This window comes from Streptomyces sp. NPDC055099, from assembly GCF_053607685.1.
On sequence record NZ_JBSGUA010000001.1, the window covers coordinates 881,699 to 905,602 of the forward strand.

16 protein-coding genes and 1 tRNA gene are annotated in these 23,904 nt (G+C 70.5%); 7 read left to right on the top strand and 10 right to left on the bottom strand.

From position 1 onward, the window contains the following. The first annotated feature begins 36 nt into the window (after window positions 1–36). The 5 genes from ACWFRU_RS03920 (at window position 37) to ACWFRU_RS03940 (ending at window position 8,098) form a co-directional block, all read left to right on the top strand. Window positions 37–1,356: a hypothetical protein gene (locus ACWFRU_RS03920; protein WP_453684306.1), complete on the top strand. Its 1,320-nt coding sequence runs from the start codon at window positions 37–39 to the stop codon at window positions 1,354–1,356. Further along, window positions 1,353–3,965 carry a tetratricopeptide repeat protein gene (locus ACWFRU_RS03925; protein WP_453684308.1) on the top strand — a complete coding sequence of 871 codons (2,613 nt, stop codon included), beginning with the start codon at window positions 1,353–1,355 and terminating at the stop codon, window positions 3,963–3,965. Before ACWFRU_RS03920 ends, ACWFRU_RS03925 begins: the two co-directional genes overlap by 4 nt. Window positions 3,966–3,967: 2 nt before the next feature. Further along, the gene (locus tag ACWFRU_RS03930) at window positions 3,968–5,323 is read left to right on the top strand and encodes a protein phosphatase 2C domain-containing protein (RefSeq protein WP_453684310.1); all 1,356 of its coding nucleotides are present in this window, start codon (window positions 3,968–3,970) and stop codon (window positions 5,321–5,323) included. A gap of 90 nt (window positions 5,324–5,413) precedes the next feature. Beyond that, on the top strand, window positions 5,414–6,757 hold the full coding sequence (locus ACWFRU_RS03935) for a VWA domain-containing protein (protein WP_453684312.1): 1,344 nt from the start codon (window positions 5,414–5,416) through the stop codon (window positions 6,755–6,757). A 78-nt stretch (window positions 6,758–6,835) separates the two neighbouring features. Next, on the top strand, window positions 6,836–8,098 hold the full coding sequence (locus tag ACWFRU_RS03940; protein WP_453684314.1) for an FHA domain-containing protein: 1,263 nt from the start codon (window positions 6,836–6,838) through the stop codon (window positions 8,096–8,098). Window positions 8,099–8,124: 26 nt separating this feature from the next. Here the strand turns inward: ACWFRU_RS03940 and ACWFRU_RS03945 are convergent, their stop codons facing one another. Then, window positions 8,125–9,099, bottom strand: a complete 975-nt coding sequence (locus ACWFRU_RS03945) for a methyltransferase domain-containing protein (protein WP_453684315.1) — start codon at window positions 9,097–9,099, stop codon at window positions 8,125–8,127. Window positions 9,100–9,313: 214 nt separating this feature from the next. Here ACWFRU_RS03945 and ACWFRU_RS03950 point away from each other — a divergent pair, with 214 nt between their 5' ends. Beyond that, window positions 9,314–9,727, top strand: coding sequence for a globin (locus tag ACWFRU_RS03950; protein ID WP_363309520.1), 414 nt, complete (start codon window positions 9,314–9,316; stop codon window positions 9,725–9,727). Window positions 9,728–9,767: 40 nt separating this feature from the next. On the opposite strand, the gene ACWFRU_RS03955 is transcribed toward ACWFRU_RS03950, so the two are convergent. From ACWFRU_RS03955 to ACWFRU_RS03995, 9 genes are all read right to left on the bottom strand, one after another. After that, window positions 9,768–10,454, bottom strand: a complete 687-nt coding sequence (locus ACWFRU_RS03955; RefSeq protein ID WP_453684317.1) for a hypothetical protein — start codon at window positions 10,452–10,454, stop codon at window positions 9,768–9,770. Next, window positions 10,451–10,897 (bottom strand): acyl-CoA thioesterase, encoded by a 447-nt coding sequence (locus ACWFRU_RS03960; protein ID WP_453684319.1) that lies wholly within the window; start codon window positions 10,895–10,897, stop codon window positions 10,451–10,453. Before ACWFRU_RS03960 ends, ACWFRU_RS03955 begins: the two co-directional genes overlap by 4 nt. Window positions 10,898–10,904: 7 nt before the next feature. Further along, window positions 10,905–12,569, bottom strand: coding sequence for an energy-dependent translational throttle protein EttA (gene ettA / locus ACWFRU_RS03965; protein WP_453684321.1), 1,665 nt, complete (start codon window positions 12,567–12,569; stop codon window positions 10,905–10,907). Between the two features lie 170 nt (window positions 12,570–12,739). Further along, complete coding sequence (locus ACWFRU_RS03970; RefSeq protein WP_453684323.1) at window positions 12,740–16,579, bottom strand: trypsin-like peptidase domain-containing protein; 3,840 nt, start codon at window positions 16,577–16,579, stop codon at window positions 12,740–12,742. Window positions 16,580–16,626: 47 nt separating this feature from the next. After that, a complete protein-coding gene (locus ACWFRU_RS03975; RefSeq protein ID WP_453684325.1) occupies window positions 16,627–17,097 on the bottom strand; it encodes a trypco2 family protein in 471 nt (156 codons plus the stop codon). A 172-nt stretch (window positions 17,098–17,269) separates the two neighbouring features. Further along, window positions 17,270–18,637, bottom strand: a complete 1,368-nt coding sequence (locus ACWFRU_RS03980) for a Cys-Gln thioester bond-forming surface protein (protein ID WP_453684534.1) — start codon at window positions 18,635–18,637, stop codon at window positions 17,270–17,272. A gap of 476 nt (window positions 18,638–19,113) precedes the next feature. After that, on the bottom strand, window positions 19,114–19,581 hold the full coding sequence (locus tag ACWFRU_RS03985) for a single-stranded DNA-binding protein (protein ID WP_453684327.1): 468 nt from the start codon (window positions 19,579–19,581) through the stop codon (window positions 19,114–19,116). Between the two features lie 183 nt (window positions 19,582–19,764). Further along, window positions 19,765–21,741 carry a GTPase gene (locus ACWFRU_RS03990; protein WP_453684329.1) on the bottom strand — a complete coding sequence of 659 codons (1,977 nt, stop codon included), beginning with the start codon at window positions 21,739–21,741 and terminating at the stop codon, window positions 19,765–19,767. After that, entirely contained in the window at window positions 21,738–23,411 is a 1,674-nt protein-coding gene (locus ACWFRU_RS03995) for a dynamin family protein (RefSeq protein ID WP_453684331.1), read from the bottom strand. Before ACWFRU_RS03995 ends, ACWFRU_RS03990 begins: the two co-directional genes overlap by 4 nt. A gap of 309 nt (window positions 23,412–23,720) precedes the next feature. Here ACWFRU_RS03995 and ACWFRU_RS04000 point away from each other — a divergent pair. Next, a tRNA-Arg gene (locus tag ACWFRU_RS04000) sits at window positions 23,721–23,796 on the top strand. The last annotated feature ends 108 nt before the right edge of the window (window positions 23,797–23,904 follow it).

Sequence of the window (23,904 nt, forward strand, 5' to 3'; positions counted from 1 at the left end):
TGACATGTACGGCAACGCAGAGCGGAGAGGTGATCGATGAGCGTCGCGGGACCCCCCGGTCCGGTGATGGACCGGGACGAGGTGGACCGTGCGCTGGCGCGCCTCGACGCGGAGCACGAGGCGATCGAGACCTCGCTGCTCGCCCTCCAGGATCACGCGGGCCGCCGGCTCCTCGAAGGCGCCGCTCTCACCGGCACCACACAGGAGCGCTGGCAGACCACCGAACAGCGCATCACCCTGCTCTGGGCGTACTTCGACGCGTATGCCGCCGCCCTGCGCACGGCGCACGAGGTGCGGGCCCGCAGACGCTGGCCCAACCGGGACGATCTGGTGGAGCTGACCGAGCTGCTGCGCGGTGAGAGCGTCACCGTCGCCGGCGGCGCCGCCCCCGCGCCGTCGGCCTCGATCACCGGCCCCGCCAAGCTCACCGAGCGCTTCACGCTCATCGACCTCGTCACCCGGATGAACGACCTGTACGCGCACTCGCTCGACATGGTCGTCGCAGCCGACGCGGTCTGGTCCGCGCTGCCCGCCCGGATCGACCTGCTGGCCGCCGAACTGCACCGCACCCGCCGGCTCGCCCACTCCGTGGGAGTACGGCCGGGCGAGCACCCGGCGGGCGACGACCTGGAGCGGATCACGTCGGAGCTGACGCTCCTGCGCGAGCAGGTCGTGTCCGACCCGCTGGCCTTCTGGCAGCCCGCACAGGGCAGTTCGGCCCCCGGCGGCGGCCGTCCGCACACCGAGCGGTACGACCGCGAGGCCCGCGCCCTGGAGGACGTACGCCGCGAGATCGACGCGGTGCTCACCGTCCGGCAGGACGCGGAATTGCGGCTGGGCAGGCTCCGGGACGTGCTCTCGCGTGCGGACCGCACCCTGGCCGAGGCACGCTCGGCGCGCGGCGAGGTCCTCGCGAAGATCGCGGCATCCGAGGTGCCCGCCGTCAGCGGTCCCTCGACCGCGCTGCAGGAGCAGCTCGCGATGGCGTCCGACTACCGCAGGCACGCCCAGTGGCACCGCCTGTCCCCGCTCCTGGAGTCCCTGGAGGAGAAGGCCGAGGACGAACTCATGCGCGCCCGTGAGTCGTTGACGGCCGTCACCCAGCCCCTCGCGGTCCGCGCGGAGCTGCGGGGCCGCCTGGACGCCTACAAGGCCAAGGTCTCCCGCCTGGGCCACGCGGAGGACCCGCTCCTGGTCGAGCGGTACGACGCGGCGCGCCGGATGCTGTGGAGCGCGCCCTGCGATCTGCGCGTCGCCGAACAGGCGGTGCTTCGTTATCAGCAGGCGGCGGCCGAAGTCCTCGCATCGAGGGTCCCGCAACAGGGCGGTCCCACCGACCGGAGGGGGGAAGCATGAGTGAGCAGCAGAAGTGCCAGCGACCCGGATGCACGGGGTCGTACGAGGACGTGGGCGGCGGCGAGCTGTACTGCGACACCTGCGGCCTGGCCCCGGTCGTCTCCCCGACCGGCCTGGTGTCCTCTCCCCCGACCGGCATCACCGGCGGCGGCAAGGGCTCGGGCAGCAGCAGCTCCCGGTCCAGTTCGCGTGCCTCCTCCCGCTCGTCGCGGTCCCAGTCCTCGCGCAGATCGGTGTCGGGGCGGCTCTCGCGCTCCCTCTCCGGCAGCTCCACGTCCCGCTCGGTCTCGGTGCGCAGCTCAGGGCCGTCCGCCGGCACCTCCGCCCGCAGCAGGCTGGGCGTGGGCCTGGTCCTCGTGCCCGAGGTGCCGCGCCCCGATCCGCGCCAGGCGGTGCAGAAGAACCCCGAGGTCCCCGAGCGCAAGCGCTTCTGCTCCCGTTCCGACTGCGGGGCGCCGGTGGGCCGCGCGCGCGGCGACCGGCCGGGGCGCACCGAGGGGTTCTGCACCAAGTGCGGCCACCCGTACTCGTTCGTGCCGAAGCTGAACCCCGGCGACATCGTGCACGGTCAGTACGAGGTCGTGGGCTGTCTGGCGCACGGCGGACTCGGCTGGGTCTATCTCGCCGTCGACCGCGCGGTCTCCGACCGCTGGGTGGTCCTCAAGGGCCTGCTCGACACGGGTGACCAGGACGCGATGGCCGCCGCGATCTCCGAGCGCCGCTTCCTCGCCGAGATCGAGCACAGCAACATCGTCCGCATCTACAACTTCGTCGAGCACCTCGACCAGCGCACGGGCTCCATGGACGGCTACATCGTCATGGAGTACGTCGGCGGCAAGTCCCTCAAGGAGATCGCCAACGAACGCCGCACGGCGCAGGGCAAGCGCGACCCGCTGCCCGTGGAGCAGGCCTGCGCGTTCGGCATCGAGGCCCTTGAGGCCCTCGGCCATCTGCACAGCCGCAATCTCCTGTACTGCGACTTCAAGGTCGACAACGCGATCCAGACCGAGGACCAGCTCAAGCTGATCGACATGGGCGCGGTCCGCCGCATGGACGACGACGAGTCGGCGATCTACGGCACAGTCGGCTATCAGGGCCCCGAAGTCGCCGAGCTGGGCCCGTCGGTGGCCTCCGACCTCTACACCGTGGCGCGCACCCTGGCCGTGCTCACCTTCGACTTCCAGGGCTACACGAACGTTTTCGTGGACTCCCTGCCGGACCCCGACAACATCGAGGTCTTCCGTACCTACGAGTCGTTCTACCGTCTCCTCGTGCGCGCCACCGACCCGGACCCGGCCCGCAGGTTCGCCTCGGCGCAGGAGATGGCGGAGCAGCTCACCGGTGTCCTGAGAGAGGTCGTGGCCCTCCAGACCGGGCGGCCGCGTCCCGCGCTCTCCACGCTCTTCGGGCCCGAGGTGAAGGTCACGGACACCGAGCTGTTCGCCGAACTGACCGGCGATGTCTCGCACTTCGGGGCACGTGCGCTGCCCCTGGGACGGCGCAAGGGGCGCGCGGAACTGACCTCGGGCAACGGCCAAGGCGCGGGCAACGGCCAGGGCTCGGCCAACGGCACCCCGGCGATCACCGCGCCGCCCGTGCCGCCCGCCGCTCCCCCGGCCCGCATCGTCCGGCCGCTGGACGCCCCCGCGACGGCGCTCGCCCTGCCGGTGCCGCGCGTCGACCCGGACGACCCGAACGCCGGGTTCCTCGCCGGGCTCATGGCGTCCGCGCCCGCCGAGCTGATCACCGCGCTGCGGGCCGCGCCCACCGACTCGGTGGAGCTGCGGCTGCGCGGCCTTCGGGCCCGCCTCGCCATGGGTGAACCGGAGCCCGCCGCACAGGCGTTGACCGAGCTGGAGATACAACATCCGGACGACTGGCGGGTGGTCTGGTACCGAGGCGTCGCCTCGCTGGCGACCGGCGACCACGAGAGCGCGGCACTGTCCTTCGACGCGGTGTACGACGCGTTCCCCGGCGAGCCCGCCCCCAAGCTGGCCCTCGGCGTCTGCGCGGAGGTCCTGGAGCAACTGGACAACGCCGCCGAGTACTACCGCCTCGTGTGGGCCACCGACCCGAGCTACGTCAGCGCCGCGTTCGGCCTGGCCCGGGTGCAGCTCGCAGCGGGTGACCGGCGCGGTGCCGTGCACACCCTGGAGTCGGTGCCGGAGGCCTCGATCCACTACACCGCGGCCCGCGTCGCGGCGGTGCGGGCGAGGCTGCGGCACCGTATGACCTTGGACACCGCGCCGTCACCCGGCGCGCTCTTCCTCGACGATCTGACGGCCGCGGCGGGGCAGGTGGAGGCCCTCGCGGGCTTCGGCCTCGACGCGGTGCGCCGCGAGCGGCTCTCCACCGAGGTCCTCGGCACCGCGCTGGACTGGGTACTCTCCGGTAGGCACCCTGGTCACGCTTCCGCCCCGCCGGCAGCACCCGCTGCACCGGCAGGCGGTTCGCGGACCGTGCTGCTCGGCAGCGACCTGGACGAGCGCGGCCTCCGGTTCGGCCTGGAGCGCTCGTACCGAACGCTTGCCCGGCTCGCACAGGGTGGCGAGGAAAGGATCGAACTGGTGGAGCGGGCCAACCGTTTCCGCCCTCGGACGTGGGTGTGAAGATGTCGCAGATGCACCAGCAGACTGCCGGGGCAGGTTCCACGTGCCCCGGCTGCGAAGAACCGCTGGAAGCGGGTGACCTGTTCTGCGGCGCGTGCGGTTACGACCTGTCGGCGCGGCCGGCCGGGTCCGACGACCGTCCCACCGTCGCGATGAACGGCTCGTCTCCGGCGCCGTCCTCCGGGGCGCCGTCGCAGTGGCCCGTCGCCCCGGACGTGGACAGCTCCGACATGCCGGTGCCCGCGCACCTGCCCACCGATCTGCCGGTCACCGAGTCGTCGGGCGGTGAACTCTCCCCGAACGCGGGGCAGGTACGGACGGACGCCCCCGCGGCCCGCCCCGCCGAGCCGGACGAGTACCCCCTGCCGGCCCCCGGCGCCCAGCCGGAGCCCGAGCCCGCCGACCCCCGCACGGCCCTGCCCGACCCCACGCCGCCCGCGGGCACCAAGCTCTGCGTGGCGTGCCGTTCGGGCCGCGTGGACCCGGACGGGTACTGCGAGAACTGCGGGCACGCGCAGCCGCGCGAGCGCGACCACATGGAGCAGGAACTCGACGCGGTCGCCGCGGTCAGCGACCGGGGCCTTCGCCACCACCGCAACGAGGACGCGTTCGCCATCTCGTCGACCGCGCTGCCGGACGGCTCCCCCGCCGTCGTCGCGATCGTCTGCGACGGCGTCTCGTCCGCGACCCGCCCCGACGAGGCCTCGCTCGCCGCCTCACGCGCGGCGAACGAATCGCTGCTCGCCGCGCTGCCGCTCGGCACGCACCCGCAGCAGGCCATGCACGACGCGATCCTCGCGGCGTCCGACGCCGTCAACGCCCTTGCCGCCGAGCCCACTCAGGCCAGGGAGCACTCCCCGCACCAGAACGCCCCCGCGTGCACCCTCGTCGGCTCGATCGTCGCCGGTGGTCTGCTGGTCGTCGGCTGGGTCGGCGACAGCCGCGCCTATTGGGTCCCGGACGACCGCAGCGGCCCGACGGCCCGCCTCACCGAGGACGACTCGTGGGCCGCGCAGATGGTGGCGGCGGGTCTGATGAACGAGGCGGAGGCGTACGCGGACGAGCGCGCACACGCCATCACGGGCTGGCTCGGCGCCGACGCGTACGAACTGGAGCCGCACACCGCTTCCTTCAAGCCGGACCGTGCGGGTGTAGTGGTCGTATGCACCGACGGGCTCTGGAACTACGCGGAAGCGGTGGAGGACATGGCACGGGCCGTGCCCGTCGACTCCGCCGAGCGCCCGCTGCACAGCGCCCAGGTCCTGGTCGGCCACGCACTGGACGGCGGGGGCCACGACAACGTAACAGTGGCGATTCTGCCGTTCCGTCTCGTGCCGCAAGGGGCAGGATCCGCCTAGTGACGGCCCCCTGGGCGGGGCCTGCCACGCGCACGTGTCACCCGCCGGCTTGGGGAAGCCGGCGGGAACGTCTAGGGGGAGCAGAAATCCATGGCCAATTTCTCGAAGTCGAACGTGCCGCAGTTCTCGGTCGACGTCTACCAGAACGAGTACCTCCCGGAGGGCGGCCGCGAGGTCAACGCGATCGCCACGGTCACCTCGACGGGCGGTGGCACGGTGGGGTCCGCGGTGAGCGCCCCGCACCTCTACTCGATGGGGCAGACCCCGGACGCGGCCGTGGCGATCATGGTCGACTGTTCGGGCTCGATGGACTACCCGCCGACGAAGATGCGCGGCGCCCGCGACGCCACGGCCGCCGCCATCGACGCCGTACGTGACGGAGTCCACTTCGCGGTGATCGGCGGCACCCATGTCGCCAAGGAGGTCTATCCGGGCAACGGCCGCCTCGCGGTCGCGGACGCGGCCACCCGGGAGCAGGCCAAGCAGGCGCTGCGCAAGCTCAGCGCGGGCGGCGGCACGGCGATCGGCACCTGGCTGCGCCTGGCCGACCGGCTGCTGGCCTCGGCCGATGTCTCGATCCGGCATGGGATCGTCCTGACGGACGGCCGCAATGAACACGAGTCACCCGAGGACCTCCAGGCCTCCCTCGACGCCTGCGCGGGCCGCTTCACCTGCGACGCCCGCGGTGTCGGCACCGACTGGGAGGTGAAAGAGGTCACGGGCATCGCGTCCGCCCTCCTGGGCACCGCCGACATCGTCGCCGACCCCTCGGGCCTGGCCGCCGACTTCACGCAGATGATGGAGGCGGCGATGGGCAAGGAGGTCGCCGACGTCAGCCTGCGGCTCTGGACTCCGCTGGGTGCGGAGATCAAGTTCGTCAAGCAAGTGGCGCCCACGGTCGAGGAGTTGACCGACCGTCGCACGGAGGCGGGGCCGCGCGCCGGCGACTATCCCACCGGGTCCTGGGGCGACGAGTCCCGCGATTACCACATCTGTGTCGAGGTGCCGAACGCCGAGCTCGGCCAGGAGATGCTCGCGGCCCGTGTCTCGCTGATCGTGCCGCAGCCGGACGGCAGCGCCCAGACGCTCTCGCAGGGCCTGGTGCGGGCCGTGTGGACGGACGACATGGCCGCGTCGACGTCGATCAACCCGCAGGTGGCGCACTACACCGGCCAGGCGGAACTGGCCCAGGTGATCCAGCAGGGGCTCGACGCGCGCAAGTCGGGAGATATGGACGGAGCCACGGCCAAACTGGGCCGTGCCGTCCAGCTCGCCAGCGCCTCGGGCAACGAGGACACCGCGAAGCTGCTTTCGAAGGTGGTCGACGTGGTCGATGCCGTGGCAGGTACTGTTCGATTGAAGGCGAGGGTTGCCGAGGCCGACGAGATGACTCTCGAGACACGGTCGACGAAAACCGTTCGCGTGAAGAAGTAGCAGCAGCCATACCCTTAACAGCCCCATAGCAGCACGTACGGCCCTCAGGGCCGGAGAAGGAGAGGGGGAAGCGCCGACATGCCGACCTGCCCGAACGGACACCAGTCGGGTTCCGACGACTGGTGCGAGGTCTGCGGTCACCGCATGGCCGGTGCCGTGCCCCCGCCGCCCCCGCCCCCGGCCGCTCCCGGTTACGGCTACCCGCCGCCGGGCCCCGGCCAGAACGGCGGATACGGATACCCCCAGCAGACCCCGGGGCACCCGCACCCGTCGGCCGTGCCCGACCAGGCCGCCGAGCCCGAGCTCTGCCCGCAGTGCCGCACGCCCCGCGAGGCGAACGCGCCGTTCTGCGAGGAGTGCCGCTGGAACTTCCTGACGAACACGGCCACCTCGTACACCCCGGCCGCCCCGCACCCGCCGACGCCGAACCCGGCGCAGCAGTTCCAGCAGCCGCCCGGCCGGCCGCCGCACGGCACCCAGCCCGGCCAGGACCCGTTCGGCTACCAGGGCTCGCGGCCCTCGCAGATGAACCGGCCCGCCGAGCCGATCCCGCCGTTCGACAACGGCAACCCGTCCGGTCAGGCACCCCCGCCGCCCTACGGCGGCGACCCGTCGGGCCGGCCCCCGCAGTCGTTCCAGCAGCAGGGTCCGCCGGCTCCGCCCGCCTTCCCGCAGGAGACGGGCACCCCGCCGCCTCCCGGTCCGGGTCCCGGCGGCCCGTCCTTCGGCGGTGGCAACGACGACTGGGTGCTCCCGCCGCCCTCGTCGTCCTCCCCGGGTCCCGGCGCTCCTGGTACGTCCGCTCCGGGCCCGGGCGCTCCGCAGGCTCCCGAGCAGGGCGAGTGGGGTCAGCAGCAGGCCCAGCCGCCTCAGCAGACGCAGGCGCCGCAGGGGCCTCCCGGCTATCAGGCGGTGCCAGGGCCCAGCACCGGCACGGTCTCCTGGTCGGCGACGATCGGCCCGGACCGCGAGTACTTCATGGCGATGATGCACCGCAGCGGTCCCGAGGCGTCGGGCCTGAACCTGCCCGCGTACTCGCCCGAGCAGCAGCGTCCGCTGGCCGGCAACCAGATCACCATCGGCCGCCGCCGGCACTCCACCGGTGACACCCCGGACATCGACCTGTCGGTGCCGCCGGAGGACCCGGGCGTCTCGCACCAGCACGCGGTCCTGGTCCAGCAGCCGGACGGCAGCTGGGCGGTCGTCGACCAGAACTCGACCAACGGCACCACGGTCAACAACGGCGAGGAGCCCATCCAGCCGTTCGTCCCCGTGCCGCTCCAGGACGGCGACCGGGTGCACGTGGGCGCCTGGACGACGATCACGATCCGCCACAGCTGAGGCTGAGTCGTCCGGTCGGGGTTTCCTCATGCGAGAGGCCAGGCGTACGGCCCATCGGGGTCGTCCAGCCAGGCCCACTCGTGCGGCCCGCTGACGGTGACCCCGAACCGCTCGCGCACCGGCCGGTCCTCGCGCTGCCACAGGGCGAGGGCCTCATACGGGTCGAGGCTGCCCGCGGTCAGCTCCAGCAGGAAGCGGAAGAGCTCGTTCTGCAGGGCCCTGCGCGGCAGCCCCCCGAGGTGCTGCTCGTGCGGGGCCCTTCTGCCGCCGCCCCGCAGCGGCACGAAGTACGCGGGAGTGTGCAGGAAGCGGCCCTCCGCGTGCTCGGCGTCCCGCACCGTGAGGGCGATCAGGCCGGTGGCCAGCGGGGCCAGGATGCGGGCGCCGGGGCGGCACTGGGCCAGCCAGGGCCGCGGCAGCGAGGCCAGGGTGCAGGTCGCGATGATCCGGTCGTACGGAGCGCGCTCGGGGCACCCCGCGGTCCCGTCACCGGTGACCACGGCCGGGTGGTACCCCGCGGCCGTCAGATGCCGCCGCGCGGACTCGGTGATCTCCGGGTCCAGGTCGACGGTGGTGACGTGCTCCTGGCCGACCCGGTGGGCGAGGAGCGCCGCGTTGTAGCCGGTGCCCGCGCCGATCTCCAGGACGTCGCAGTCCCCGTCCCGCAGATCCAGCTCGTCCAGCATCTTCGCCATCAGGGAGGGCTGACTGCTGGACGAGAGGAGCTCCCCGTCCCGTACGCGGGTGGCGAGCGGGACGTCCGCGTAGGCGCCGCGCAGCCAGCGTGCCCGGCGCGCGGGGTCGGGGTCCTCGCCCCAGAGGCGTTCGTGTCCGCCGCCCGATGACGTGACGTAGTAGTACGGCACGAACAGGTGCCGCGGGACCTGTTCGAAGGCGGCGCGCAGTCCGGGGTCCCGCGCCCAGGCGCCGCCTGCTTCGATCTCGCGCACCAGGGCGGCTCCGGCCTCGGCGGCGAGGAGCGGGTCGACTGTGGGTCCCATATAGCCACTGTGCTGCGGTATGGCCCGCGATGCGAGCGGCAGGACGTACCGATCCGGAGGAGATCGGTCCCGGTCCGGTGGAGATCGGTCCCGGTCCGGAGGCCGACGGACGCGGCCCGGAGGCCGGATGATCGCGGTCCAGTGGCCGGCGGTCGCGCTCCCGTGGCCGGTGGCGGTCCTAAGTCTTCCGTCCTCGGTCGTCCCGTCTGAGACCATGGACGGTGTGATAGAGATCCCGCGCGGCACGCTTCAAGAGCAGACCTTCTACGAACAGGTCGGCGGCGAGGAGACCTTCCGGCGCCTGGTGCACTTCTTCTACCAGGGGGTCGCGGAGGACCCGCTGCTGCGACCGATGTACCCCGAGGAGGACCTGGGCCCTGCCGAGGAGCGCCTCGCGCTCTTCCTGATGCAGTACTGGGGCGGCCCCCGCACGTACAGCGACAACCGCGGCCACCCCCGGCTGCGGATGCGCCACGCCCCGTTCACCGTCGACAAGGCCGCGCACGACGCCTGGCTGAAGCACATGCGTGCCGCCGTCGAGGAGCTGAAGCTCTCCGAGGAGCACGAGCGGACGCTGTGGAACTACCTGACGTACGCGGCGGCATCCATGGTGAACTCCGAGGGCTGACGGCTCTCGGCGCGCCTTTCGGTGACCCTGTGGAAGGACCCTAGGCCGGGGTCACCGAGAGGCCGCCGGCACCGGACCGGCGCACGGCGATCGACCCGTAACTGGTGCGCAGCCGCAGCCACGGTCCGGAGGACAGCAGGTCGAGCGTGTCCCCCCGCAAGAACCCCAGGGCCTGCGCGGCATGCGCGGCCCGCACGGGCAGGCCCGTGTCCCCGATGGTCCGGGACCAGATCTCCCGCCCCAGCCGGTCGAGTTCGGCCCGCACCCGCCGCTCCTGCGGCAACTCCTCGACCCGCGACTTGAATTCGGCGACCGCGGCCGCCACGAGGCCCCGCACCGCGTCCGCTTGCGGAAGCCCGCGCTCGGGCTGCCAGCCGCCGCGCGGCGGAAGCACACCGGCCCACGGCGGCCCGGTCACGGCCTGCGGCACGAGGACCACTCCGGCCGACGCGACGGACTCCGCCGACTCCCCCACGGATTCGAGGAGTTCACCGGCGGAGACGGTGACGTCGAGGGAGGCGTCGAGCCCGTGCTCGTACGGCTTCGCGAGGCGCGCCGTACGGATGGCGAGCACCTCGAACGACGGCGGCCTGCCGAAGACCGCGAGCGTGTCGCCCGCCGCCTGCAGCCGGACCGCCGCTGCCTTGTCGTAATGGATGAGCCGGGCCAGGAAGGCGGCGAGATCGCCCGCCTCCCCGGCGTCGGCCAAGTGCAGCTGCGCCGTCATGCGACGAGCGCCTCCGAACTTCCGGCGGCGTCGCCGTCGTCGTCCATGTAGGTCAGGAGGACGGCCTTCTCCTCGGCGGTGATCCGCCGCGGGCGCTGCGCCTCCAGGTTGAACGGGACGACGATCGTCGAGGCCCGCACGTACACCTGGTCGGGGTCCTTGACCTCGTACGAGATGGTGAGCGAGGCCGCGCCGATCTTCGTCACCCACGACTCGATGGTCACCGGCGAGTGCCGGTGGACCAACGGCCGTACGTAGTCGATCTCATGGCGGGCCACGACGGACCCGCCCGAGAACGACGGGCTGCCGTCCCCCGGTGCGAGCCGGAACATGAAGTCGATCCGCGCCTCTTCCAAGTACCGCAGGAAGACGGCGTTGTTGACGTGCCCGAAGGCATCCATGTCCGACCACCGGAGGGGGCAGCTGTAGATATGCCGGCTCATGACGGTCTCAGCCTCGGGTGAGCTTCTTGTAGGTGGCGCGGTGCGGACGGGCCGCGTCGGCGCCCAGACGCTCGACCTTGTTCTTCTCGTACGACTCGAAGTTGCCCTCGAACCAGTACCACTTGGACTCGCCCTCGTAGGCGAGGATGTGCGTGGCGACTCGGTCGAGGAACCACCGGTCGTGGGAGATGACCACGGCCGCACCGGGGAACTCGAGCAGCGCGTTCTCCAGCGACGACAGGGTCTCGACGTCGAGGTCGTTCGTCGGCTCGTCGAGGAGGAGCAGGTTGCCGCCCTCCTTGAGGGTCAGCGCCAGGTTGAGGCGGTTGCGCTCACCACCGGAGAGCACTCCGGCCGGCTTCTGCTGGTCCGGACCCTTGAACCCGAAGGCGGAGACGTAAGCCCGCGAAGGCATTTCAACTTGCCCGACGTTGATGTAGTCGAGCTCGTCGCTCACGACGGCCCAGAGGGTCTTCTTCGGGTCGATGTTGGCGCGGCCCTGGTCGACGTAGCTGACCTTGACCGTGTCACCGATCTTGATGCTGCCGGAGTCCGGCTCTTCGAGACCCTGGATCATCTTGAACAGCGTGGTCTTGCCCGCGCCGTTCGGACCGATGATGCCGACGATGCCGTTACGCGGCAGCGAGAAGCTCAGGTCATCGACAAGAACCTTGTCGCCGAAGGCCTTCGACAGATTCTCGACCTCGACGACGATCGACCCGAGACGCGGGCCCGGCGGGATCTGGATCTCCTCGAAGTCCAGCTTCCGCATCTTGTCCGCCTCGGCGGCCATCTCCTCGTAGCGCGCCAGACGCGCCTTGGACTTGGCCTGACGCCCCTTGGCGTTGGACCGCACCCACTCGAGCTCTTCCTTGAGGCGCTTGGCGCGCTTCTCGTCCTTGCGGCCCTCGACCTTGAGACGCGTGGCCTTCTTCTCCAGGTAGGTGGAGTAGTTGCCCTCGTAGGGGTGGGCGCGGCCGCGGTCGAGCTCGAGAATCCACTCGGCGACGTTGTCGAGGAAGTACCGGTCGTGGGTGACCGCGACGACTGCGCCGGCGTACTTGGCGAGGTGCTGCTCCAGCCAGTTCACCGACTCGGCGTCGAGGTGGTTGGTGGGCTCGTCGAGGAGCAGCAGGTCGGGCGCCTCGATGAGGAGCTTGCAGAGCGCGACGCGGCGCTTCTCGCCACCGGAGAGGGTGGTGACGGGCCAGTCGCCGGGCGGGCAGCCGAGGGCGTCCATGGCCTGCTCGAGCTGGGCGTCGAGGTCCCACGCGTTGGCGTGGTCCAGGTCCTCCTGAAGCTTGCCCATCTCTTCCATGAGCGCGTCGGAGTAGTCGGTCGCCATGAGCTCGGCGACCTCGTTGAAGCGCTTGAGCTTGCCCATGATCTCGGCGGCGCCGTCCTGGACGTTCTCCAGAACGGTCTTGCTCTCGTCGAGCTGCGGCTCCTGCATGAGGATGCCGACGCTGTAGCCGGGCGAGAGGAAGGCGTCACCGTTGGACGGCTGCTCGAGACCGGCCATGATCTTCAGCACCGTGGACTTACCGGCGCCGTTGGGGCCCACGACACCGATCTTCGCGCCAGGGAGGAAGCTCAAGGTGACATCATCGAGAATCACCTTGTCGCCGTGCGCCTTGCGCGTCTTGCGCATGGTGTAGATGTACTCAGCCAAGAGAAACCGTCCGGCAATCAGTGAGTGGGCAGATACACCCCATCTTGCCTGACGGCCACCTACCGGGGGAAACCAGTATGGCTGGGGGGCCGTGACCTGGGCGTTTACCAGCGGCTTGGGTAGTTGCGTCGCCACTGGCTGTCACCCTGCGGTACTCCAGGCGTGAGACTTCACTGTTCGCCGGTGAGAGATAGCAGCAACGGGGCGACGGTGTCGCCCGCGTCGGCCGATCTGGTCCAGTGGTCCCTGGCGGCTGTGCCATCGCCGACTGCATGGAGTGCCAGGCCGACGAAGTTCAGCGCGTCTGTGTCTCCTTCTTCCTGTCTCAGGGCTTCGCAGGCGGTTCGGCGCCTCTCCGGGGCCGGATCGAGGAGGGTGCTGCATCGGGCGGCGATGGGGAACCCACGGGTGTCGGCGGCCTCCAGCAGTTCGCGTGCCTCGTCCCAGCGTCCGTCTAAGGTGGCGAGTGCGGCCAGGCCGAGAAGTGCCGCTCCGATCAGTTCATTCGTTCCGTCAGACCTGTCGATGACCGTCCGCCATGCCTCGACAGTGCCGGCCTGGTCTCCTCGCCGCGCCCGCAGGACACCCAGTTGGAACACGGCATCAGTGCTTCCGGAGTCTGCGGCCTTGCCGAGCCACGCCTCAGCGGCCTCTGTATCCGGCGGATCAAGCAGGCTGGACAGCAGATGGCCCAGGTTGAGGTAGGCGTCGGTGTTACCGGCAGCGGCGGCCTTCTGGTACCACTCCTGGGCGCCGTCCAGGTCCGGGGGATCGAGCTGGGTGGACAGCAGATAACCCAGGTTGAACATGGCATTCTCGCTTCCGGCGGCGACCGCCTTCAAATACCATTCCTGAGCGCCGTCCAAATCCGGCGGGTCAAACTTTTCGGCCAGAACATGTCCCAGGCTGTTCATGGACTCGGTGTGTCCGTCGGCGGCGGCGCTTCGATACCAATTCATGGCACCGTCCAGGTCCGGCGGGACAAGCTGGGTGACCAAAAGGTTGCCGAGGTTGTTCATGGCATCGGTGTCACCTGCGGCGGCGGCCTTTCGATACCACTCCTGAGCACCTTCCAGATCCGGCGGATCAAGCTTGTCGGACAGCAGATAACCCATGTTGTTCATGGCACCGCTGTGTCCGTCCGCGGCGGCCTTTCGATACCAATTCATGGCGCCGTCCAGGTCCGGCGGATCAAGTCCGTTGGACAACAGGTGGCCCAGGTTGAACATGGCACCGAGGTGATCAGCGGCGGCGGCCTTCAGATACCACTCCTGAGCACTTTCCAGATCCGGCGGATCAAGCTTGTCGGACAGCAGGTTGCCGAGGTTGTTCATGGCATCGGTGTCACCCGCGGCGGCGGCCTTTCGATACCACTCCTGAGCACCGTCAAAGTCCGGCGGATCAAACTCTTCGGACAGCAGATAGCCCATGTTGTTCATGGCCCCGCTGTGTCCGTCCGCGGCGGCCTTTCGATACCAATTCATGGCGCCGTCCAAGTCCGGCGGATCAAGTCCGTTGGACAACAAGTGGCCCAGGTTGAACATGGCACCGACGTGATCAGCGGCGGCGGCCTTCAGATACCACTCCTGAGCACCCTCCAGATCCGGCGGATCAAGCTGATCGGACAAGAGGTTCGCCAGATTGAACATGGCATCGGCGTGTCCGGCGGCGCCTGCCTTGCGATACCACTCCATGGCGCCGTCCAAGTCCGGCGGAACCCGCCGAAGGGACAGCAGATAGCCCAAGTTGGCCATGGCGTCGACATGGCCGGCGGCAGCGGACTTGCGCAACCACTTCTCGGCACCATCCAAGTCCGGCGGATCGCGCCGGAGCGACAGCAGATTCCCCAGGTCGTTCATGGCATCGACGTGGTCAGCATCGGCCGCCCTGCGGTACCAACTCTCAGCACCGTCCAGATCCGGCGGGTCGATTTTGCTCTCCAGGAGCACCCCGTAACTTCGCATGGCTGACGCATTGCCTCGATCAATGGCTCGCTGATACCAGCGACGAGCCAGATCCAGATCGATGGGTGAAGTCTCGTTGGCGAAAAGCCAGCCAAGATTCCGCATCGAAAGTGCATCGCCCGCTTCAGCGGAAATGAAGAGAGCCGCCAACGACATCTCGACGTTTCCGCGGTTGTAAGCGGCAGTGCCGATCAGGGCGGCAGTGCTGTCTGCGTCGGTCGCGGAAAGCCCACGACTCCAGAACCAGTTGGGTATCGGACGGGATTCGCCACTCCGGCCGTCGTCATGATCGACCAAGTAGGGGTACGGGACATACCGCCACGTCATGTCATCCGGACGCTCGACGAGCAGAGCGGCTACTCGCCCTGTGGTCCGGCCATCCGGATCCTGCGGCGGAGTCCGGGCTTCCTTGATGGCATGGGTGAACTCCGCAGCCTCGGGATCGAGGTGGCCTGCGATCTCCCGTACGTACTCCTTGGCCAGGTCTCTGAGGACATGCTCCGGTACAGGGTGCGGTACGCCGATGCGTTCCCAGTCGATCGCTGCCTGGAGCACCGCGCGCAACACCGGGAACGCGTCCGTGTACTGACGCAGCAGGGCAGGCGCGCCCGCCAGTTGTTCGGCCAGGCCGTACCGGGTCAGATCCAGGTTGGGGTAGCTGGCGGCAGCGGCAGCCTGTTCTTCCGGGTCCGCGCTGGTCGGCTTGAGTGCAATGGTCGTGGGCGCGGCGTTGTCGAGAAGCTGACGGGTTCCTGGCGTCAGATCCGCGTGCTCGTTGAGCCGGGCCCGCTCTTCCTGCCGGAGCGTCGCCAGCACGATCGTGGGCCCCGGCCGCTTGCCCAGTTCCGTCAGCCTGGTCGGCGTCAGGGCGCTTTCGCCGACCAGGTAGCGCTGCAGGTCATCCAGCCAGATCACCAAGGGCCACGTGCTGGCCGCGATACGGGGGTGTGCGATCAGGTCTGCCAGTCGAGCCGGGTCAGGTTTCGCGAGGCGGGCTTGCGGCCAGACCACGCGGAGGCCCTCGAACGCGGTGCGGGTCTTGCCTGCCTTGGACGGGCCTACCAGGAGCACCAGTTGGCCCGGGCTCGCCAGAGCCTCAAGCAGGCGTCGGTCTACCTGCCGGGCGGTGCGCGGCACGTACGGATCGTGGTCACCGTGCCGATGGCTGTCGCCGTACTCGGTTGGGTCGGCCCCAAGTTGGTACGGGGTCAGGTCGGCCACCACAGGCAGATCGCCGTGCTGACCCAGCAATTCGACCAACCCGGACAGTTCCTCCGCGGCCCCGGTCGCAATCGGTACCGCATTCTGGTCATTGACGCCGAGCGCGGTCGCGATCAGCCGGGCGCGTGTGCCGCGGGCGCGTGCGAGCCGGTCGACCGGAACCACGACAAGCGGGTTGTTGCCCAGGTAAGGCCGATGCTGGACCACGTGCCCCAAGGCGTATCCCTGGTGGAAGACGAGCGCCCCCGACAGGCCGCCCCACGGCGACGTTCGCGTGGTCTGCTCGCGACCGACGTGCCGCGGAGGCTGCACCGCCCCGAGCTTTTCGTCTCGCAGGACAAGGAAGTCGGCCCCGGCACCTCCGCCCTCGCCCTGCCGGATGAAGCCGCGCACCTCGGCCGACCGCACGTCCATGTCCGGCTCCAGCATGTACATCGGGTAGCCGATCACCACGCAGTCGGTCAGTTCCCCGGACTGGCTGCGATCGACGCGCGCGAACAGGGGAGGGCCCCAGTCTGCGCCCGCCCAGGGCACGTCCTCCAGGGTGAGCAGCGCCACGTCCAAGCCCCAGCTGCCGTGCACGAACGCGGCTCCGTGAGATGCGGTGACGCGGGCGACCGGGGCGGTCTGCCATTCGTTCCGCGCCCAGCGGCGCACTTCCAGACGCGGCGTCTTGCCCCGGTTGGGGTCGTCCACCGTGCAATGCCACGCGGTCAGTACTTCGGTGGGCGTAACGAGGAACCCTGATCCCCATCTTTTTCGCCCGTCGGGCAACTCCGCGACCACAGCGGTCACCCGCTCCAGCGGAACTTGTTTGAAGATCACCGCTCACCCCCGTGTGATCTCTGCGCTCCCCGGCCTTCGACTGAGGCCTAGTCCTCGTCCTCAGGGCCGGAGTCGACCTCCGGCAGCTGGTTTCGACCGTGGGCGGGAGGGACGGGGCTGGTATGCCCTGCCGGGGCCTCGCCCCCGACCAGCCACCGGTCGGTGTAATCCCCCTCCGAGGCATTCCACCACTGTGGAGTCAGCGTCAAGCTGACCTTCTGCGTCCTCTCGGAGTCAACGGATCCGCCCGCCTCCAGCACCTTCCAGCCGATCTTTCCCTGGGCGTTCTTCGTCACCACCAACTGCAGTTCCAGATCGACCGGACTGACCTGGAATCGCATCCACGACCCCTCGCCTTCCCCTTTGGCCTCGGTCAGTTCCTCGCGAAGGGCCTTGATGGCTTCTCCGAGTCCGATCTCATTCATCGACACTCCACCCCTCCGCCCCACAGGCACCACGGTCATCAGGCTGCAGACTGCTTTTCGTCGGCAGACGGTGCCGTCGGTCTCGAGGTCCATTATCGGCGGAGGCGAGCCGCCCGTGCGCTCTTTCCGCAAGGTTCCGTCATGCCGGGAACACTCACGGCACCCCGGTACAGGGCGGGTCTACGAACGGACGAGCGCCCGGTAGTTGTGGGCTCCGGGCGCTCGTCTTGGGGGTTCGGTTTTCGAGGGGGCGTCTTGACCCTGCTCAGTCCTCGGGCGTCGGCTCTGGGTCCGTGGTGGTGGGGGTGGGCTTCTTGCGGAGGAGGAACATTGCCGCTGCGCCCAGTACCACCATCAGGACCGCTATTCCGGCGATCATCGGGGTCGCGCTGGAGCCGCCCGTTTCCGCGAGGTCGCCGCCGCCTGTGCTCGTGCCGCCTGCCGACGCGGGGCTCGGGTCGGAGACCGGCTCCGCCTTGTTGCCGATCGCGCTGGCCTCCGTACGGCAGTCGAGTACGCCCTTGAAGCGCTTCTCGTAGCCGTTCGGGCCCTTGATCGTGAAGTCGTAGGCCTGGTCCTCCTGCAGCGGGATCGTCACCGTCCGCGATGTGCCGGCCTCGATGGTGTGCTTCAGGCCCATGAGGCGGAAGGTGAACGGCCGGTCGCCCTTGTTGCTCGCCGTGATGTCCACGCCGTTCTTGGCGCAGTTCTTCTCGGCGGACAGTGCCGGTATCGCGCCCTTCTTGGCCCAGGTCGCGCTCGCCGTGGCGGAGACCGTGGATTCGCTGGAGCCCGCGAGGATCTGCGTCTGGCTCCGCGTCTCGGAGGCGAAGGCCCGGCCGACCGGGATCGTGGTCGACGCCTGCACGGCGAGCGCCGCCGAACCGTCGGGGGCGTCCTCAGGGATGTCGAAGAACAGCTGACTGCCGTTGGCCGCGGAGGTGACCGGCTTGCCGTTCTTGCCGATGATCTTCACCCCGCTCGTCGCCGCGTCCGCGGGCGGGGTCACGGACACGGCGTCCGCGTCCGTCCGCACGGTGACCGGACCGACCCGCTCCCCCGCGCGTCCGGAGACCGCGGGCGGATCAAGGGTCAGCGAAGCCCTGGGCTCGGCCGCGCCGCGGGCGTTCTTGTAGAGGTAGTCCGCGAGCTTCTCGGCCTGTGGGTCGACCGCGTCCACCTCGGCGCCGTCCGAGTAGCGCCAGATCGCCACCTGGGTGCCGGCGGCCGCCTCCTGTTCGGTGAGCGCCCGCGCGCCCGCCTTATGGGCCAGCGCCGCGAGGTCGTTCACCTGCGGGTAGGAGTGCTGCAGGATCCAGCGAATCCTGCCCGCGTCCTTGTTGCTGTTCAGCGAAGTGCCGCTCCAGGGGGTCTCCTGGTACTTCGCGTCCTTCTGCGTGGGGTTCTGGATGTCGACGCAGTACGTCTGCAGGGTGCCGCCGCCGTCCACGGACATCTCGAAGAGCCCGGCGGGCACCTGCTGGCTCGTCCCGTTCTCCCGGATGACGGCCTGCTCGTACGTCTGAAGCCCGCCCAGCGTCGCGACGGCTCCGCCCTGGTGCTGCGGAACCTCTTCCGCGGCGACGGGACCCGCGGTGGCTATCGCACCCGCCGCGAGGGCACCGGTCGCCAGCGTCACCGCGGCGAGGCGCGCGGCGCCCCGTCTCCCCCGGGACGGGGCAGAGCACGCACGGCCCTCGGACGGCGACGAACCCGCCGGGAACGCCGACAGCGCCGAGAACGCGGACACCACTGAACGTGCAAAAGACACAGAATTCCCCTCCGGACGGGACCCGTTCACGTCGAGGGGGGTGGTCCCGCCAGCAGATTGAAGGGGCAGAATCACCTGCCACCTGCGTGGCATCCACTACCAACTGCCCCGTGAGCTACCTTCGGCATCCTAGGGACACGGCACACCACGGTCCCCCGTCCTACCGTTCGATAACCGATCCGACTCGGAATCGTTATCGCCAACAACCTTTCAGAACCGGGCTTATCGACAAATCCATGTCACTCATTCGCCGATAAGCCGCACATCGGTCGTCGCATCGGGCGTCACATCGGTCGTCGCATGGTCGTCGCATCGGACGCCCTTCCTCTGACGGGCCATCACCCCACCGGCTCGGGTTCAGGCATAGGCGCGGGGGCCGGGTCGGGGTCGGGCTCATGACCGGGCTCCCACTCTCGCGCCGCCGCCGAATCCACAAGTGCCGCATTGGCCTTCAGCACGCGTCGGAAAGCCGCCGTCCCGCGCGACAGATCGTGGCCGACCGTCGTCGCGTCGATGTCCGCCGACGTCCAGTGCTGACCGCCCCGCTCCTCGTCGCGCACCCTCAACTTGCCCTGCACGATGACGGGTTCGCCGATCGTCAGCGAACCCTGCACGTTCGCGCCGAGCGATCGCCTCGCCCACACCGTGAAGAAGTTGGTGTGGCCGTCCGCCCAGACGTTCCGCGCCGCGTCGTAGTACCGCGCCGTCACCGCGAGCCGGAACCGCGCCACCGGCCCGGAGGGCAGCTCCCGGAACACCGGCGTCGTCGCGACGTTCCCCACCACCGTCACCAAGGTCTCGTTCATGCCGAACCCCTCCCTCGTCCACTCCGCTGCGGTCGGTCCCGCGGCTTCGATCTCAGAGTGGACCGGTCGCGGCGACGCCGCTGAGCCCTGTGGTCTACCGGGCAGTTGTGGAAAACTCCCTCACCCGTACGAGGGGGGGCAGGCGTTGGAGCGGGCCTCAGCCGACCGACGCAGCCGATGGACTCAGCCGACCGCCGCCCCCGTCACCCGCACGTACTGCTCCCGTACCTCCAGATACCGCAACAGCTCCGCCGCCACCGGATCGAGGACCCTCGCCCGCCCGCATCCCGCGGCCGCCTCCCGCAACCGCCGTTCCGCGTCCAGGCCGTAGCGCCGCGCAGGCCCCCGTGCCGCCATCCGGCTCCCCCACTCCACGCAGGGGCCGCCCACGATGCCGGCCAGCATCAGCAGCACCGGCACGCCCAGGTTCGGCGCGGCGACCCCGATGATCTGCGCCACCAGCCAGAGCCCGCCCACGACTTGAAGCAGCGTCATCAGCGCCTGGGCGACGACCGCGACCGGCCACCACCCGGGCCGCGGCGGCTTCCCCTCCGGCACCCCGGCCGACACCGTCAGCTCGTCGAGGGCCTCGGGCAGCCCCTCCGAGCCGCGCACCGCGGCCTCCCGCACCGCCTGACCCCAGGGCTGCGGCAGCCCCCAGGCGGCCTCGTCGGCCACCGTGCGCACCGCCTGCTCGACACGCTGGCGGGCCGTGGCCTCCTCGTCCGCGGCGGCCTGCGCCACAGGCCAGCCGATCCCGCGCGGCGAGCGCTGGGCCTCGTACCAACGCCACAGCCTCAGCCACGGTGTGCCGCACGCCTTGCCCGCGTTGCGTCGCCAGGCCCGTTCCGCGGCCTGCCCGGCCGCGGCCGCTCCCACCGCGTCCGCGAGCCGGTCGGCGAACTCCTCGCGCGCCTCCTCGCTGAGGCCGATCCACGTGCGGCCACCCCGGCTTCCGTGGGTTCCGGCCCCGGCCGCGTACACGGGCCACAGCTCGTCGGCGGTCGCGTCCAGGTCGGCGGCGATCCGCCGGGCGGCGGCGCCTCGTTCCTTGGTGAACTGGCCGAGTGAGTCCCGGAGTTCGTCGACTCCGTCGCCGGTCAGCGCGGACAGGGCGAGCACGGTGGCGCCGGGCTCGCCGTGTTCGCCGAGTGCGATGCCGTCCTCGTCGAGCAGCCGTCGCAGATCGTCGAGCACCTGGTCGGCGGCGTCGCCCGGAAGGCGGTCCACCTGGTTGAGCACGACGAACATGACCTCGGCGTGGCCGGCCATGGGCCGCAGGTAGCGCTCATGGAGCATCGCGTCGGCGTACTTCTCGGGGTCGACGACCCAGATCACCGCGTCGACCAGCGTGAGGATGCGGTCCACGTGCGCGCGGTGCTCCCCGACCGCCGAGTCGTGGTCGGGCAGGTCGATCAGGACGAGCCCCTCCAGGGTGTTCAGGTCCGGGCCCTGGAGCGGGCGTCTGCGCAGCCGCCCCGGGATGCCGAGCCGGTCCAGGAGCCCCGCCGCGCCGTCCGTCCAACTGCACCCGATGGGGGCCGCCGTGGTGGGCCTGCGAACGCCTGTGTCGGAGATCGTCACGCCGGCAAGGGCGTTGAACAGCGTCGACTTGCCGCTCCCCGTGGCGCCCGCGATGGCGACGACGGTGTGCCGGCCGGAGAGCCTGCGCCGGGCGGCGGCCTCGTCCAGGACCCTGCCCGCCTCGGCGAGGGTGGCGCTGTCCAGCCGGGTGCGGGAGAGCCCCACGAGTTCCCGCAGGGCGTCGAGCCGGGCCCGCAGGGGCCCTTCGTAGGCGGTCGAAACACCGGACGACGTACTGGACGATGTTCCGGATGACGTTCCGGAGGAGATTCCGGACGGCGTAGACGACGTACCGGAATGAGCACCGGATGGCGTAGTGGACGGCTCAATGGACGGCGCGCCGGAGGATGCCGCAGACGGGGTTTCCGCGGGGGCGTACGCGCCGGCCTCGCCCCCCGCCCCCTGGGCGGACCCGCTTCGCGTGGCACCGCCGCGCCGCGCGATCAGCCCGTCGTCCCAGACGACTTCGGAGTCACCACGGGCCTCCCTGGCGGCGCCTTCGGCGTTCGGCGGCTCCTTGGGGGGCTCGTCGCGCTCGTGCTCGGTGTGATCAGTGACGGCAGTCACCGCGGTCACCTCTCCTTCTGCAGTACGGACAGCGCGGCGATCAGGTCGGCCTGGGGTTCGGGGTTCACGTCGAGGCTGTCCAGGGGGGCGAGGCGCCGTTCGCGCTCCGCGTCCAGGACGTTGTCCAGGTAGGTGGTGAGCAGGCGTCCGCCCCGGTCCCGCAGCCGGAGCGCTCCTTGGGCGCCGATCCGCTCGGCGAGCGTCTCTCCCGCCGAGCGTCCGCGGGCCCCGCCGAGCAGGGCCGTGGCGAGCAGGGCGGCCACCATCTCGGGGTCGGGCACGAGGTTCTTCTCGATCCGGTCGAGCTGGCGGACCTCGTCCTCCGCGTACTCCTCCAGGATGCGTCGCCAGCGTCGTACGGCCATCCCGATGCGGTGCTCGGCGCTCTCGGCGCTCTCGGCGCCCTCACCGTTCTGGCCGGACCGGTCACGGTTGCCGAGACCGGGCGCCGCTGCGGCCGGCTCACGCCGCCACGCCTCGTCGATCCGCTCGTCGGCGGCGGTCACCGCGCAGAGCAGCAGCGCCTCCAGGCTCTCGGCGACGGCGTCGAGGAGCTCACCCGCTCCGCAGTCCAGCGGATAGCTCCGCCACCGCTTCAGCGCGTCGCCCGCGAGGACGGCGCCCGCCTGCAAACGCTCCCGCACGCGCGCGTGCTCGTGTCCGTAGGCCTCGTCGACGGCTGAGGTGAGCCGCAGTGCCGCCGCGTACTGGGAGGCGACGGCGCCCGCGAGCTCCGGGACGCGCACGTTGAGGGACTGGATGACGCCGTGTGCCGTGCGCGCGATGGCCTCCGCGCGGGCCGTGGGCTCCTGGGACCGGTGGGTGAGCCAGGCCCGCAGCGGCGCGACGGCGGTGGCGGGGAGCAGTCCGCCGCCACCCGTGGACTCGGGCAGCTCGGGCACGGTGAAGCGCGGTACGTCGCCGAGGCCCGCCTTGAGGAGCAGCGCGCCGTACTGCCGCGACACCTCGGCCACCAGTTGGTGCGGCACCCGGTCGAGGACGGTGACGAGGGTCGCGTCGTGTTCCTTGGCGGTACGCAGCAGATGCCAGGGCACGGCGTCCGCGTACCGGGACGCGGTGGTCACCATGACCCAGACGTCGGCCGCGGAGATCAGCTCGGCGGCGAGGATCCGGTTGTCGGAGATGAGCGAGTCCACGTCGGGCGCGTCCAGGAGCGCGAGCCCCTTGGGCAGGGTCTCCGCGGTCTCGATGCGCAGCGCGCGCTCGCCGTCGGGCGCGAGCGGCAGCAGGTCGTCGCTGCCGTCGTCGTCCTCGTCCCGCCCGGCCGAGGGCTCCGGTCGCGGGACCCACACGCGCGTGAGGTCGGGCAGTACGCGCATGCCGGCGAACCAGTGATGGTCCTCCGGATGGCATACGAGGACCGGTGTCCGTGTCGTCGGCCGCAGCACCCCCGCCTCGCTGACCTGCCGCCCGACGAGGGAGTTCACCAGGGTCGACTTGCCCGCCCCGGTGGAACCCCCGATCACGGCGAGCAGCGGCGCTTCGGGGGCCCGCAGGCGGGGCACCAAGTAGTCGTCGAGCTGGGCAAGGAGCTCGTCCCGGTTGGCACGCGCGCGTGGCGCCCCCGCCAGGGGGAGCGGAAAGCGTGCGGCGGCGACACGCTCGCGCAGGGCGGAGAGTGCGTCGAGCAGTTGAGGCCGTACGTCCAAGGTCACCACATGTGAAGAATGCCCAATTTTGGTGGCTTTCTGAAGCATATGGGCACCCCTGCGCGCCGATCGGGCACATGGGATGGAAGGGGCGACTGGGGCGCAGGCATAACGAGTGCACAACACCCGGGGCGTGAGACGCCAAAAGCGGTGCGAGATTCGCACCTGCCTGCGATTATCAGGACCGCTTCACTGAACCTCCACATAGTGCCGCGGAGGCGAAGCACCAGGGACAAGGACCCGGGAGCCCTATCCTTGTCCCCGGCAAGGTCACGGCTCGTCCCTTTACCCGGGCTCCAGGCCACCGGCCACCATCCGGCCCCCGTAGCTCAGTGGATAGAGCAGGCGCCTTCTAAGCGCTTGGCCGCAGGTTCGAGTCCTGCCGGGGGCGCCACACAGAAGGCTGGCGCAGGAGATGCCGTCTCCGCGCTTGGCCCGTCCTTCTCGCTCGGTTCCCGCACGCCCTCACCCGGCCGCCTGGGAAAAGCGCTCACGGCCCCGG

What these genes read in the sequence shown, in the direction of transcription:
- ACWFRU_RS03930 (WP_453684310.1), top strand. Translation starts at nt 3,968, where the DNA reads ATGTCGCAGATGCACCAGCAGACTGCCGGGGCAGGTTCCACGTGCCCC.
- ACWFRU_RS03945 (WP_453684315.1), bottom strand. Translation starts at nt 9,099, where the DNA reads ATGGGACCCACAGTCGACCCGCTCCTCGCCGCCGAGGCCGGAGCCGCC.
- ACWFRU_RS03925 (WP_453684308.1), top strand. Translation starts at nt 1,353, where the DNA reads ATGAGTGAGCAGCAGAAGTGCCAGCGACCCGGATGCACGGGGTCGTAC.
- ACWFRU_RS03920 (WP_453684306.1), top strand. Translation starts at nt 37, where the DNA reads ATGAGCGTCGCGGGACCCCCCGGTCCGGTGATGGACCGGGACGAGGTG.
- ACWFRU_RS03955 (WP_453684317.1), bottom strand. Translation starts at nt 10,454, where the DNA reads ATGACGGCGCAGCTGCACTTGGCCGACGCCGGGGAGGCGGGCGATCTC.
- ACWFRU_RS03950 (WP_363309520.1), top strand. Translation starts at nt 9,314, where the DNA reads ATGGACGGTGTGATAGAGATCCCGCGCGGCACGCTTCAAGAGCAGACC.
- ACWFRU_RS03975 (WP_453684325.1), bottom strand. Translation starts at nt 17,097, where the DNA reads ATGGACCTCGAGACCGACGGCACCGTCTGCCGACGAAAAGCAGTCTGC.
- ACWFRU_RS03985 (WP_453684327.1), bottom strand. Translation starts at nt 19,581, where the DNA reads ATGAACGAGACCTTGGTGACGGTGGTGGGGAACGTCGCGACGACGCCG.
- ACWFRU_RS03940 (WP_453684314.1), top strand. Translation starts at nt 6,836, where the DNA reads ATGCCGACCTGCCCGAACGGACACCAGTCGGGTTCCGACGACTGGTGC.
- ACWFRU_RS03935 (WP_453684312.1), top strand. Translation starts at nt 5,414, where the DNA reads ATGGCCAATTTCTCGAAGTCGAACGTGCCGCAGTTCTCGGTCGACGTC.
- ACWFRU_RS03960 (WP_453684319.1), bottom strand. Translation starts at nt 10,897, where the DNA reads ATGAGCCGGCATATCTACAGCTGCCCCCTCCGGTGGTCGGACATGGAT.